This window comes from Caulobacter sp. GW821-FHT09A05 (assembly GCF_059418465.1).
In genome coordinates this window covers 99,675-114,106 of record NZ_JBWKPX010000003.1, presented here as the reverse complement: position 1 = coordinate 114,106, position 14,432 = coordinate 99,675, and the positions used below count along the sequence as shown (strand labels likewise).

The following is a 14,432-nucleotide window of genomic DNA, read 5'->3' as shown; positions in this document are numbered from 1 at the left end:
CTAGGGCGTCGGCGGCTTGGTGGCGCCATGGAGGCTGCGCAGGGTCAGGGCCCGCTTCAGCTGGTTCAGAGAAGCCTTGGATGTCACCTGGATGGTGACCGCCTCGCCCGGCGGCAGGTCGAAGGCGTTATCCGACAGGGTGGCGTCAACGTCGCCGAAGCCCAGCCAGACGGCGCGGGCCAGCTTGGCGGCCTTGACGGTCACCGCATAGCCGTCCGCCGTCTTCGACCAGCTGGCCTGGAGGCGCGGATCAGGCAAGGCCATGGCCTTGGCCGGGACCTGGGTGACCACGGCCCGCGAGATGGTATTTCCCTTCTCGACCAGTTCGACCACCGCGAAGGTGCGCGCCGGATCGGCGCCCTTGAACAGCGTCGCGTCCGGCAGGTTGGCGACCTGCGTCGCCGCCAGCGGCTTGAGCTCGGCATCGGACGTGCTGTCGGACAGGACCTTGCCGTCGACATCCATCACCCGCACCCGCCAGCGAACCGGCGCCGGCGTCGTGCGGTCCGACAGCAGGGTGATCGTCGTCGCGCCGTTGTCGTGCACGGCCGCCAGGGCGACCGGGGCGTAGAAGCGGCGGGCGTGATACTGCAGCGCCTTCCAGCGGCCGTAGTAGTCGACGCTGGACCATGAGGCGCCGGGCCAGACGTCGTTGAGCTGCCAGTACAGCGAGCCCATGGTCTGGGGCCGCGAGGACCGGTGATGCAGCGCCGCCAGCTCGATGCCCTCGGCCTGCATCACCTGGCTCAGATAGACGAAGTCCTCGAAGGTCTTCGGCTCGCCGTAGTTGCGGCGGATGTAGAACAGGATCCGCTCGTTGCCCTCGCCCTTGGCGTACTTCTGGTGGGCGCGCATGACGGTGGAATTGACCGACATGTCCTGCGGCTTGGCGATCGTCTTCAGTGTCCGCATCTCGGGCTGGGACTGCAGGCCGTATTCCGACATGAAGCGCGGGGTGACGTGCAGATACTCCTCGACGGGTTTCGAGCCGCCCCAGACGTCCCAGTAGTGACGGTCGCCGTCGGTCAGCTGATCGGCGGCGCCGTCATAGTCCGTGCTGGGCGAGCCGGCCCAGTAGGGCGTGTCGGGGTCGTTCTCGGTGACCGCGCCGCGCAACACCTGGCCGAACAGGGTGGTCATGCCGATGACGATGCGCTCGCGTTCCTCGGTCGGGATCGAGGTCTTGAACTTGATCCGGTCCCCCCAGATCTCCCAGCCGGCCTGGACCTCGTTGTTGCCGCTCCACAGGACGATGCTGGGATGGTCGCCCAGGCGCTTGACCTGCTCGACGGCCTCGACCCGGGTGTTCTCGCGGAACGCCACATCGTAGGGCGGGATGGCGCCGCCGAACATGAAGTCCTGCCAGATCATCAGGCCCAGCTCGTCGGCCATCGCGTAGAAGGCGTCGCTCTGGTAGTGGCCGCCGCCCCACATGCGCAGCATGTTCATGTTGGCGTCGCGGGCCGAGGTCAGGATTTCCCGCATCTTTTCGTCGGAGACCCGCGGCGAGAAGCTGTCGAACGGGATCAGGTTCGCGCCCTTGGCGAAGATCGGGACGCCGTTGATCACGAAGCCCATGCTCTTGCCCCAGGCGTCGGCCTCGCGGCGCAGCTCGACCGTGCGCAGGCCCGAGCGGCGCTCGGCCTTGGCCACGACCGCGCCGTCCAGGGCGACGGACGCGTCGAAGCGGTAGAGGTCCTGGCGGCCATAGCCCGCCGGCCACCACAGCTTGGGCGCGGCGATCGGCACGGGCACCGAGACGCGGTTGAGGCCCGGCGCCAGGGTCACGGTCTGGCGGACGACCGGCAGGACCGCGCCATCGGGCGCCGTGGGCGTGACAGCCAGCTCGACCGTGCGCGTCCCGTCGGACTCGATCTCGAACTCGGCGGACAGGCGGGCGTGGTCGGCGGCCACCTGGTCCTGGCGGATGCGGAAGCCGTCGATCCGGGCCTCGTCCCAGGCTTCCAGCCGCACCTCGCGCCAGATCCCTTCGGTGACGTAGCGCGGACCCCAGTCCCAGCCGTAGTGATAGGGCGATTTGCGAACATAGGTGGAGGTGTGCTTGGCCGGCGGCTCGTCGCCGAACGCGGAATCGTAGGCGCCGGGCAGCACGTAGGGCTGCTTGAGCAGGTCCGGTTGCAACTTCTTGATCGGCGACTTGAAGTCGATGGTGATCAGGTTGGCGCCCGGTTTCAGCACCGCCTTGACCGGCACGCGCCACCGTCGGTGCTGGTTGTCGGCCGACAGCAGCTTGACGCCGTTGACGAAGACCTCGGCGAAGGTGTCGAGGCCGTCGAACACCAAGTCGACATGGTCGCGGGCCAGCAGGGCCGCATCGGCGTCCAGGGTGCGCTGGTACTGCCAGTCGGCCAGGCCGATCCATTGCAGCTGGGCCTCATTGGCGCCCGCGAACGGATCTGGAATCCGGCCGGCGGCCAGCAGATCGGTCTGCACCGTGCCCGGCACGGTCGCCGGCCGCCATTGCGCCGCCTCGGCGGCGTGGGTCTTGGCGGCGGCGTCGGCCGGGTCGAGCCGGAAGCTCCATCCCTGGTCAAGGCTGCGGGTTTCGACCGGGCCGGCCAGGGCGGTGGATCCCATGGCCGCCAGGGCGAAGGCGGAAAGCAGTGCGGATCGAAGCATGGTCTGGTCTCGCCTTGAGGACTTGATCAGTTGGGAGAACGGGGCGTCAGGGCCAGGGCCTCGACAGTGTAGAAGGGCCCGGAAAGCGGCGCGGTGAACAGCAGGCAAAGGTCGGAGTCCCCTGCACCCGTCGGCAGCACGCCCTGGAACTTCAGCCGGTTGTCGGCGGTGGCCGGATCCGGCAGCGGGAAGGTCGCGACCACAGCCCCCTCGCAGCCGCCGGCGCGCACGACCAGTTCGCCGAACCGCGTGGCGTTGTAGTGCCAGCGGACCTTGTCGGTATCGCCGGCCAGGCCGTAGTGGCGCGGCACGCGCGCGACCTTGACCTCGAAGCCGCCGGCCAGGTCCAGCGGCGCGGCCGGGTACATCGCGCACGTGTCGAACAGGTTGACGTTGAAGGCGGGGGCGTCGGCTTCCGCCTCTGAGGTCAGCGGCACGCGCAGGCCCAGGGCGCCTTTCGGACAGGCCGTCAGGTCGGTGTTGCTCCGAGTCAGCAGCGCGGCCCGGCCAAGGTCGAAAGACCGCGGCTCGGCGGTCGCGCGACCGTCGGCGGCGAACGCGGCCGCGCGGACCGTGGTCCCCACCGGCACCTTGAGCGGCTTGCCGTACAGCGGCGAACGCGCCGTCGGCGTCTTGCCGTCTAGCGTGTAGCGGATCTGGCCGAAGCCGGACTGGGTCGACAGGGCCAGCGTCGCCTGTCCCGACCGCAGCGTTGCGCCGCGACCGCCGTCCAAGGCGAAGTTGACGGCGAAGGCGCCATCCGCGGCGTTGATCCCCTGGCGGGCGTAGCGCAGGCGCTGGATGTCCAGGCGATCGAGGAAGCCCGTCCAGTCGCGCTTGTCCTTCGGCGACCAGGTGATTTCGGAGACGGCGTCCAGGCGCGGGAAGATGGCGTGGCGCACCTGAGCCGGCGTCACCAGATACTCGGTCCAGGCGTTGGCCTGGGCGCCCAGTACATGACCAGCCTTGTCGGGTGCGATGCCCTTGGGCATCGGCTCGTAGGCGTAGACGTCCTTCAGGGTCACGATCGACAGACGGCCCGGCGGCTCGTCGGCGCGGTTGCTCTGCAGGCTGTCCAGGTACAGCGTCGGCGCCGGCGACAGCACCACGTCGTGACCCGCGTTGGCGGCGTCGATGGCCCCCTGCTCGCCCCGCCACGACATCACCGACGCCGAGGCCGGCAGGCCGCCCTCGAGGATCTCGTCCCAGCCGATCAGCCGCCGGCCGTGCGAGGCGAGGTACTGGCCCAGGTGCTCGATGAACCAGCTCTGCATCTCGTGCTCGTTCTTCAGGCCCAGTTCGCGCATGCGGGCCTGGACGGCGGGCGAGCTTTGCCACTGGTCCTTGATCGCCTCGTCGCCGCCCACATGGATGTAGGTCGAGGGGAACAGGTCCATCAGCTCGTCCAGCACGCCTTCGATGAAGGTCAGGCTGGGCTGGTCGACGTCGAACAGGTACGGATTGATGCCCCAGTCGACCGCGACCGGCGGCCGGTCGCCGAAGACGCCGATCTCGGGATAGGCGGCGACGGCGGCCTGGGCGTGGCCCGGCAGGTCGATCTCCGGCACGATGGTCACCGACCGCTCGCGCGCATAGGCCACCAGGTCGCGGATCTGGTCCTGGGTGTAGAAGCCGCCATAGGGCTGGCTTGACGGCGTCTCGCCGGCCGTCGGCGGGGTGCGCCAGGCGCCGATTTCCGTCAGCTTGGGATAGCGCTTGATCTCGACCCGCCAGCCCTGGTCGTCGGACAGGTGCAGGTGCAGCACGTTCATCTTGTGCGCGGCCATGGCGTCGATCAGCGGCTTCAGCGAGTCGGCCGGCTGGAAGTGGCGGGCCACGTCGACCATGATCCCGCGCCAGGCGAAGCGCGGCTGGTCACGAACGGTCAGGGCGGGAACCTTGACCGGCCGGCCGAAGGCGGCGTCGGGGCTGAGCAGCTGGGCCAGGGTCATGGCGCCGTACAGCAGGCCCGCGTCGTCCTTGGCGGCGACGCGCGCCCCCTTGGGCGTCACGGTCAGCACGTAGCCCTCGGCCGCGCTCACCGACGGATCGCGAACCAGGACGATCGCTCCCGCCCCGCCCTCCCGCGCGACAAGATCCAGACCCCGCGTCTGCTTGACCTGGCCGGCCAGCAGCCGGGCGGCCGACAGGGCGGCGGCGTCGCCGGCCGGGACCGAGACCACGGCCCCGGAGCGGACGACCAGCGCGCCACGACCGGGGGTCAGCTCGGCGGGGACTGGAATGATCGGCGCCGGCGAGGTCGCGGCCAGGGCCGAACCCGCGGCCAGGGCCAGGGAGAGAGCCGCCAGGCTGGCGGTCGCGAGACGGTGAGCGGGTCGCATCGGCAATCCTTAGCGCTTGACGACGGGTAGCACGTCCCAGATCGCAGGATCCTCAGACCCCAGCACCCAGGCGCTGAACCCGGCCAGGCCCTGTTGCTTGACGACATCGTAGCGGGCTTTGAAGCTGCGGGCGTCGGGCATCGAGACCCACTCGTTCATCTGGTCGCGATAGAGCACGTACCAGCTCTCTTTCTGGACGTCGTCCCACTGGACCTTGACGCCGTATTCACGGGCCATCGGGATGGACTCGTCGCCATCGAAATAGACGCCGTTGATGTTGACCGCCTCGGTCCCGTCGGCGCGCACAGGATTGTCGGCGAACCAGCGGTAGCCGTAGAGTGGAATGCCCAGCGAGATCTTCTCGCGCGGAATGACCTTCAGGGCGTAGTCGAGGTTCTCCATCACCCAGGGCATGCCGCCGACCGGGCCCGGCGGGGTCCAGCGCGTGTGCTGGTCGTAGGTCATCAGGCTGACCTCGTCGGCGATCTTGCCCAGAGCCTCGATGTCATAGGCGCCGCGCCAGTATTCCCACATCCATTTGGAATAGGCGCCCTTGCCGGGATGACCAGGCGCGTTGGGCACGACGGCGACGCCCATGGTGAAACCGTTGGCGTGCAGGGCGTCGGCGGTCTGCTTGGCCATCAGGGTGAAGGCGTCGCGGTCCAGGTAGCTGATGTTCTCGAAATCGAAGTGGAAGCCGACATAGCCGTTGGCCTTGGCCTCGCGGACCAGCGCCTCGATCATGCTCTTCTTGGCCGGCTCGCTGCCCATCAGCTGATGCAGGCCAGCGCGGTCGGTCAGCGAGATGATCGGCATCACCGGCAGGCGCGCGGCCTTGGCCTTGGCCAGGATCCCCGGATTGGGCGCGCCGGTGACCAAGCCGTCCTTGGACACCCCGTACCAGGTGGGGACCAGCAGGCCGATCTTGTCGATGTGCTGTTCGAAGGAGCGCGTCGATTTGGGCGTCTCCATCAGATAGAACAGCGCCACGGGCTGCGCCGCCTTGCCCTGGGCCTGCGCTCCGCCCGTCAGGGCGGCCCCAAGGGCGGCGGCGAGAAGTATGCGGGTCAGGGTGCGGCGCATGAAGGCCCCTTCACTTTAAGCGAGTTCGATACGGTAGACGTAGGCGGCGTGGCCGGCGGGCTGTCCGCCGACGGCCAGTTTCAGGCCCTCGGCCGTCTGGCTGAAGGTCACCGGCCGGCCGTTGCTGAGCGCGGTCACGGACTGGACGCGGTCCCCCGGCTTGATCGAGGTGATCAGGGCCTCGTCGCCCTCCGGCGCGTTCAGCTGCAGCACGTAGAGCCGCCCCTCGCGGGTGGTGAACCGGAAGTCCTTGGCGGTGTAGGGCTTGGTCTTGGTCTCCTGGAACGAGCCGTCAGCGATCTCGGTCGGCCCCTCGCCGAACACCCGCCAGGGCCGCGAGCCGTAGATCGCCTCGCCGTTCACGCCCAGCCACTGGCCCATGGCCAGCAGGGTGTCGCGAGCGGCTGGCGGGATGCTTCCGTCGGCGTGTGGACCGACATTGAGCAGCAGATTGCCGTTCTTGGAGACTACGTCGACCAGCAGGTGGATCAGCTGGCCCGCGCTCTTGTAGGTGTCGTTCTCGATGAAGCCCCAGGCCTTGTCGCTGATCGAGGTGCAGGTCTGCCACGCGGTCGGCTGGATGCCCGGCGCCTGGCCGCGCTCGATGTCCAGCACTCCGGCGCCCGCCGGCATCGAGCCCAGCTTGTAGTTGACGACGCCCTGGCCGCCCTGGGCGGCCTTGCTGTTGTAGTACTGGGCCAGCATCGCCGGCAGGGCGGCGCGGAACTCGGCCTTCCCGATCCACCAGTCGAAATAGATCAGCTCGGGATCATAGAGCTCGACCAGCTCGGCGGTGCGCGCCAGCCAGTCGTCGACCCAGGCCTGGGAGACCGCGGTGAAGTCGCCGAACAGGTCGGCGTCGTCCTTGCCCATCAGCCGCAGCTGGGCCGGGCCATAGAGCTCCAGATAGCGCGGATCGTTGACGTCGGACGGGATCTTGCGCCCCTCGTCGAAGAACCAGTCGTGCTCGGCGCGGTGGCTGGACAGCCCGAAGTGCAGGCCTTCGGCCCGCGCGGCCTTGGCGAAGGCGCCGATCAGGTCGCGTCTGGGGCCGGTCTTGACGGCGGTCCAGTCCGACAGGCGCGTATCGTACATCGCATAGCCGTCATGGTGCTCGGCCACGGGCACGACGTAGCGGGCGCCGGCCTGCTTGAAGAGCTTCGCCCACCCGGCCGGATCGTAGGCCTTGGCGGTGAACTGCGGGATGAAATCCTTGTAGCCGAAGCGATCCTGCGGTCCGTAGGTCGCCCGGTGATGCTCGAATTCCTTCGAGCCTTCCTGATACATCAGCCGCGAGTACCACTCGCCGCCGAACGCCGCCACCGAATAGACGCCCCAGTGGATGAAGATCCCGAACTTGGCGTCCTGGTACCAGAGCGGCGGCTCATAGGCCTTCAGCGACGGCCAGTCCGCGCGAAACGGGCCGTTCGCCGTCATGGCGCGGGCCCGCTTGAGCACCGCGACCCGCGGCGCGTCGAACTTGGCCGCCGCCCGCCGCCAGGCCTGGTCGATCTTTTCCGGGCTCAAGGTCTTGGCCGTCGGCGCGGTGGGCGAGGCCGTCGGCTCGGCGGCCAAGCCCGGCGTGGCGACGGCGGCTGTCGCGCCGGCCGCGGCGACGGCCAGGAAGGCGCGCCGGTCGAGGTTGTTCGGATCGGTCTTGGACATCAACGCACCGCCGGGTTGCTGGAAAGCTGCGCGGGATCGGGCGGGAACGGCGCCGAGCCCAGCTTGAAGGGTCGATATTCGGCCGTCTCCCCGCCCGAACGGACGCCGGTCGAGGTCAGGACATCAAGGGTCAGGCGAACGACGCCGTCCACGGGCGTGTCCCAGGCGCCGGTGACGGCCGCCGGGGCCGCGAGGTCCAGATCCATGGGCGCGCTCTCGCCGACCACAGCGCCATTCTGGTCAAGCGCCTTCCAGCGAACCTTCTGGCCGATCAGCGGATAGGAGGGCAAGGCCCCGGCTCCGCGCGGCGCGACCTTGGCCGTGAAACCCTTGAGGCCGCCCTCGCCCACGGTCCAGGACACCGAGACATCCAGCGCGCGGTTGCGCTGCTCCCAGGCCGCGTAGGACGGCTTGCGCTGGCGATACTCGTCGACCACCCCGTGATCCACATAGCCGTCGACCGATCCGGCGTAGAGGTTCCGGTTGGAGTGATAGTCCTGGTAGGCCCAGAAGATCGCGCCGCCCACGAAGGGACGCTTCTCGAACGCCGCCATCTGGCTCAGCAGATTCTCGACCCGCGCCGCGTCGGCGGCCTTGGGATCGGCCGAGAACGGACCCGGCCAGCCGAACTCCGAGATCACCAGCATCTTGTCGGGATAGGTCTTGTCGAAGAAGTCCAGCCACGGCTCCACGGAGCTGGCGCCGCCGCTCCAGGTGCCGAAATAGGCGTTGGCCATGATGAAATCGGCCTCGCGCAGGGCCTGGGCCGGTTTCCAGGGCGCGATCGACACGTCGGAATCGGCGAAGGTCACGAAGCGGCCCGGATCGAGCGCATTGATGTGCGCCTTCATGGCGCGGAAGAACGCCAGGCCGCCAGGCTTGGAGGCGTCGCTCTCGTTCATCACGCTCCAGGCTAGCACGCTGGGATGGTTGCCGGCCTCGGCGATCATCTCCTCCATCTGGCGCTTGGCCAGGGGCAGCAGGCGCGGGTCGGCCAGTTGGGCCTCGGTCATCTGCCAGATCGGGATTTCCGGGATCAGCAGCATGCCCTGGCGGTCGGCCTCGTCGAGCACGGCTTGCGGCTGGGGATAGTGCACGGGCCGGGTCAGGGCGACATGCAGCGCGGCCAGGTCGTTCCAGTCCTGGCGGATCGTGCCGATGCTTTCGGCCTGGCCCTCCCACGGCGAGTCCTGGTGGCGTGTCATGCCGGTCAGGCGCACGGCCCGGCCGTTCACATACAGCTTGCGGTCCTTGATCTCGATCTTGCGGAAGCCGATCGTGTCGGCGCGCTCGTCGAGCAGGCGCCCGTCTTCGTCACGCAGTTGCGTGGACAGCCGGTAGAGCCTGGCCGCGCCGACGTTCCACAACTGCGGCCGCTCGACCTGGAGAGCGAGCGACGGCTCGGCCACGCCGCCTTCCGCCACGCGCACCGCCTGCTCGGCGCGAGACACGACGCGGCCGTCGGGATCCTCGATCACGGCGGTCAGGCGATAGGCGCGGGCCGATGGGTCGAGGTTCTCGACCCGCACCCGAGCAACCGCCGTCGCGCGGTCCGCGGACAATTGCTGGGTGATCGTCTGCTGGCGGATCAACGCCTTGTCGGCGACGCTCAGCCAGACGTCGCGCAGGATGCCGCCATTGCGCCACCAGTCGTACCAGACATTGCCAGAGGCCCGCAGCCGCATGGCGTAACCCGGGATGGTGGCCAGGCCCGGTCGATTGTCGATGGCCACGGCGATCCGGTTCTCGCCGGGCCGGACCAGCTTGCTGACGTCCAGGTGATAGGCCGTGAAGCCGCCCTCATGGCCGCCGACCTCGACGCCGTTCACGAACACCCGGCTCTTGTAGAACGTGCCGCCGAAATTGAGTTCGACATGCCGGCCCGCCAGGCCTTCGGGCAGGACGACGCTCTTGAAATACCAGCCCACGCCGTCGAAGGCCTGGTCCTGGCCCAGGTTCCAGGTATGGGGCACGGTGACCGCCCTGGCGCCCTCGGGCGCCTCCGCGGGCCAGCCGGCGGACAATCCCTCGCCTTTCGGGTCGGTTCGAAAGCGCCACGCACCATCGAGATCGAGTCGCGTGGCGGCGTTGGCGGCGTGGCCGCCCAAGGTCAGGACGAGGATCAGGAGACGCAGAAAATTGCCGATCTTCCTCATTCCCGCTCCCCGTCACTTCGGCCTTGGAGGGCCGATAGTCAAAGAACCGGAATGCCCCCGGTCCGTACTCGCCTGAAAAGGTCTTCCTCTCGGCGCCAATGACGCCGGAATTCCACTTTTCCCCAAAAAAGAGGGCTGCCGCCGCCTTGCAGTCGCGGCGGCAGCCCAGTCGGGGAGAACGGTGGAGCTACATCTTGTAGCTGAAGTTCAGGGAAACCACTCGGCCGTTCTTGTAGAGCGCGGTGGGCGCGCTCTTGACCGAGCTGTATTGGAAGTAGGTCTCATCCAGCAAGTTCGACGCGTTCAAGGTCAAGGTCATGCGATCGTTGAACTTGTAAGCGCCCTGGAAGTCCAGTTGCGTATAGGCGTCGCTATAGTCCGCAGACTGAAGACGACCGAACCGGTTGAAATACTTCGAACGGTAGTTGTAGCTGATACGAGCCTGCCAGGGACCATGCTCGTAGTACGGCACGATGTTGACCGTGTCGCGCGACAGGAAGGGAATGCCCAGGCCGTTGCCGGTCTCGGACGAGGTGAAGGTGTAGTTCGACTGGATGCCGAAGCCGTAGCCCAGGTCCGCCTGGTAGGAGAGCGAGAAGCCCGTGACCTTGGCCTTGCCACCGTTGACCGGCGTGGAGACGTCGTAGGTCCGGACCTGGCCGGTCGAGTCGGCCAGTTGCTGCCGCGAGGTCTCGTTGCCGACATAGTTGGTGATGTCGCGATAGAAGACCTCGCCCGACAGCAAGCCGTTCGGAGCGAAGTACCATTCGGCCGACAGGCCGAAGTTGGTCGCCTCGTAGGGCTTCAGGTCGGGATTGCCGCCGCCGGCCGTCAGACGGACGTCGTCACGGCTGAAGGCGCCGGCGAGATCCGAATAGCGGGCCCGCGCGATGACCTTGGCCGCAGCGGCGCGCAGCACCACCGTATCGCCAGCGTCATAGGCGAAGTTGAAGGCGGGCAGGAACTTGGTGTTGCTGTTCTTGACCGTCGTCAGGTTGGTGGTCGTCGCCCCCGACGTGGTTTCGGTGAGGTAGAAGGTTGAGGTGTCCTCGGTCTTGACGAGACGGCCGCCGATGTTGCCGCGGTACTTCTCGCCCTTGAAGTCGCCCTGGACGTAGGCGGCGGTGTTCTTCTCGTTCACCTGGAAGAACGAACCGGTGTCCAGGCCCCAGTTGACGTTGATCGTCTGCCCGGGAACCGTGGCCAGGGTCTTGATCACCGTTTCCTTGGACAGGGTGGCGAACGGCACGCCGTTGCCCGTGGTGTTCAGGCCGTCGAACAGGCCGTCCGGCGTCGAGAACGAACCCAGGTCGGCTAGGGTGAACGCCTTGTTGGTGAAGGTCGCGCCGCCCATCGTGGTCTGGCTGTTGTCGTGGTCGCTGTACTTGACGCCGAACAGCAGCTTGGTGAACGGGCCAAGATCCAGATCGCGGGTGAAGTCGACCTGGCCGTACTTCTCCTTGTCGATGGTCTTTTCGGCGTAGGTGACGCCGCCGATCTGGGCGCCGGTGAACGGCTGCCCGCCATTGACGGCGAGCACGCGCGGGTCATCCCGCACGCTGTTCTCGGCCGGCGAGGTGCCCACCCACTGGGTCGCGTCCGTCCCCGGGTTCGCCCAGTTCAGGACGGTGTTCTTGCCGTCGAATCCGTAGGAGAAACCCTGCAGCGTACGGAAGCTCAGCAGGTATTCCGGGTTCTTGCCGCCGCTGGCCTTGGTGTAGCCGGTGTTGCCGGACACGGTCCACAGGTCGCCCGTCCACTTGCCGGCTAGGTTGATGCTGTCGTTCTTGACCTCGGTCTTGCGGTAGTTGGTGTCGAGTTCGCCATTCCACGACCCACCCGTTCCGGCGCCATAGCTGGCGGCCGTGACCAGGCCGTCGGCCACGGTGGCGTTCTGGAGGCGGTCGCCCCGGACGTTGTAGCTGTATTCCGATTGGCTGAGGTTGTTGTACTGGCCGCGGATCGAAAGTCCCGTCAGGGTCAGCTCGACGCTGTCGACCGGCTTCCACTGGATCGCGCCGGACAGGCCGACGCGCTTGCGGACCTGCTGGAAGTACTCGTGGGCCAGGAAGGCCGGATAGCGGGCCGCGTTGAGCGCCGCCATGCTGGCCGTGGTGGGAGCCGCGCCGTTGATCGTGGCGTTGGCCGACTTCATGCCGATGATGGCGCCGTTGGCGTCCTTGTTGAGGAAGTCGCCGCCCGAGCCATAGCCGTAGACGGCCACGCCGGCCCGGCTGAGGTTTTCACGGTCGTAGGTCACGGCGCCGAGGATGCCGAAGGTCCCGGACTCGTTCCGCCAGCTGTAGAGGCCGGAGAGCTTGCCGTTCCCCTTTTCCGAGCGGTCGTTGTAGGCGTAGCCGCCCGACAGGCTCAGGGTGTTGGGGTCCAGGTCCAGCGGCTTGCGCGTGCGGATGATGACGGTGGCGCCCAGGCTGCCTTCGTCGAGCCGGGCTTCCGGGGTCTTGTAGAGTTCCGCGCGGCCGATGATGTCCGGCGACAGCAGCGAATAGTTGAAGGTCCGGCTCGAACGGTCCGAGGGGTTGCCGCCCCAGTCGGCCGAGGCGATGGCGTGGCCATCGACATAGATGCGGTTCAGTGACGGTTCGGTGCCGGCGATGGAAACCTGCTCGCCCTGGCCGAACTGGTGATCGACCGTGACGCCGGGAAGACGCGAAAGCGATTCCGCGACGTTGGTGTCGGGAAACTTGCCGACCGCCTCGGCCGTAATCACTTCGACGATGGCGTTGGTTTCACGCTTGAGCTGAATGGACTTCTTCAGGCTCTCGCGGATCCCGGTGACGACCACTTCGTCGACCGTCGTCGCGCCACTCGTCGCCTGGGCCGACGCCGTACCGGCCACGAACACGCCCGCCAGCGCGGTCGTCAGCAGTATATGTGATCTGAGGCTCATTTCGAGTCCCCTCCCCTTGGGCGCCGCAGCTCCCACCCTCGCCAGACCGTCGCCACGACAGCCGCTCAAGCCCCCAAAGCCTTTAGATACCAATCCAAGACCATTGGGATACCTGATGCGAGCCTGAGCCTACGTTTGGGCTCGCACGTTCGTCAATTAGTAAATTAAATTTCATATATAATTCTGAAAGTCGCCCCCAACCGCCGCAGCCAGAATCTCCGACACATCAGGGCCTCGATTGGACAATCCTATAATTATCTGGAATTATTGAACTTTATCAATCGGCGCCAAAACCTGCCTCAGGAATGGTCAAGCGCAGTGGCCGCCTCCGGCAGAGCCAGCCGCGCGGGGTAGCATAGTAATTAAAGCAAATTGATGTTAGTTATCCATTGGGCTGAAAATGGTCTCGTAGGTGGTATGCATCGCTGGTTCATCGTTCCAGGACGCCCCGCGTGACCCCTCCCCGCCCGCCCCACCTGGGACGAAGCAGGCCGCTTCATTCCGATCCCGCGACAGCTTGAGACTTCGCTCCCAATGAAAGACCTAGGGAATTCCATGTCCTTCTCCGACATCGTGGGTCGACTTGAGGCCGACGACACGACGCCGCTTTACCTGCAGCTGCAGCGCGTCGTGCGAAACGCGATCAAGCGCCGCATCCTGACGCCGGACGTGGCCATTCCCCCCGAGCGTGACCTGGCCGAGGAGTACGCCGTCTCACGCATCACCGTGCGCAAGGCGCTCGGCGGCCTGGTCGACGAAGGCCTTCTCAGCCGCCGTCGGGGCGCCGGCACCTTTGTCACGGGCCGGGTCGAGAAGAGCTTCTCCAAACTGTCTTCCTTCTCGGAGGACATGCTGTCTCGAGGCCGCCGCCCGCACAGCACCTGGATCAGCCGCTCGCTCGGCGCGGTGACCCCCGAGGAATCCCTCTCGCTCGTCTTGTCTCCCGGGGCGCCCGTCTATCGTTTCCATCGTATCCGCTACGCCGACGACGCCCCCATGGCGCTGGAGTATTCGACCATCCCGGCCTACTGCCTGTCGTCTCTCGATGCGGTGGAGGACTCCCTGTACGACGCCCTTCATCGGGCCGGCTATCGGCCCGTGCGGGCCTTGCAGCGCCTCCGCGCCGTCACGTTTTCCAGGGAACAGGCCGAGACGCTTGGCGTCCGTCCTGGCGACGCGGGACTGTTGATCGAACGGCGCGGCTTCCTGCCGGACGGCCGCGCGGCGGAGTTCACCCAATCCTACTATCGCGGTGACGCCTACGACGTCGTCGCCGAACTCAACACCAATCTCTAGGCCTATCGGCGAAGGCGCCCATTTCGGCGGCTTCAGGGGCGGCCCGAGACCGTGGTCGCGCCGGCGACCGCGCCATGGCACCATCCGTGCATCTACGCCAAACTTGTGTATCGAGTTGGGAAGGCGATGATGAGCAGGGGCAAGGCTATTGCGGGAACCGTGGCGGCGTCGTTGGCGCTGCTGGCCTTCGCTGGAGCGGCTTTCATTCGCGAAACCCCCAGTTCCGCGGCCCAGGACGCCTCGCGGGCCTGGTTCTCGATTGGAGTCCTGCTGGTCTGCGCCGTCCTGTTCCTGATCGCCAGGCGGCGTTCGAGCTACTGAACGGATCGGCGCCCCGCG

At 67.2% G+C, this 14,432-nt stretch carries 8 protein-coding genes; 2 read left to right on the top strand and 6 right to left on the bottom strand.

Annotation, left to right across the window (positions count from 1 at the left end; genetic code table 11):
* The 6 genes from AC07NX_RS03865 to AC07NX_RS03840 form a co-directional block, all read right to left on the bottom strand.
* Window positions 1–2,640: a beta-mannosidase gene (locus AC07NX_RS03865; protein WP_494639296.1), complete on the bottom strand. Its 2,640-nt coding sequence runs from the start codon at window positions 2,638–2,640 to the stop codon at window positions 1–3.
* 26 nt (window positions 2,641–2,666) lie between these two features.
* Entirely contained in the window at window positions 2,667–4,982 is a 2,316-nt protein-coding gene (locus AC07NX_RS03860) for a beta-N-acetylhexosaminidase (RefSeq protein WP_494639294.1), read from the bottom strand.
* 9 nt (window positions 4,983–4,991) lie between these two features.
* Window positions 4,992–6,065, bottom strand: coding sequence for a glycosyl hydrolase family 18 protein (locus AC07NX_RS03855; RefSeq protein ID WP_494639292.1), 1,074 nt, complete (start codon window positions 6,063–6,065; stop codon window positions 4,992–4,994).
* A gap of 15 nt (window positions 6,066–6,080) precedes the next feature.
* Window positions 6,081–7,730 (bottom strand): alpha-L-fucosidase, encoded by a 1,650-nt coding sequence (locus AC07NX_RS03850; RefSeq protein WP_494639291.1) that lies wholly within the window; start codon window positions 7,728–7,730, stop codon window positions 6,081–6,083.
* Window positions 7,730–9,886, bottom strand: coding sequence for a glycoside hydrolase family 2 protein (locus tag AC07NX_RS03845; protein WP_494639289.1), 2,157 nt, complete (start codon window positions 9,884–9,886; stop codon window positions 7,730–7,732). The genes AC07NX_RS03850 and AC07NX_RS03845 overlap by 1 nt, the downstream gene beginning before the upstream one ends.
* Before the next feature lie 187 nt (window positions 9,887–10,073).
* Entirely contained in the window at window positions 10,074–12,797 is a 2,724-nt protein-coding gene (locus tag AC07NX_RS03840; protein WP_494639287.1) for a TonB-dependent receptor, read from the bottom strand.
* A 555-nt stretch (window positions 12,798–13,352) separates the two neighbouring features.
* Between AC07NX_RS03840 and AC07NX_RS03835 the strand changes: the two genes are divergently transcribed.
* Together AC07NX_RS03835 and AC07NX_RS03830 are read left to right on the top strand one after the other, a co-directional pair.
* A complete protein-coding gene (locus tag AC07NX_RS03835) occupies window positions 13,353–14,093 on the top strand; it encodes a GntR family transcriptional regulator (protein ID WP_494639285.1) in 741 nt (246 codons plus the stop codon).
* Between the two features lie 129 nt (window positions 14,094–14,222).
* Window positions 14,223–14,414: a hypothetical protein gene (locus AC07NX_RS03830; RefSeq protein WP_494639283.1), complete on the top strand. Its 192-nt coding sequence runs from the start codon at window positions 14,223–14,225 to the stop codon at window positions 14,412–14,414.
* Window positions 14,415–14,432 lie beyond the last annotated feature (18 nt).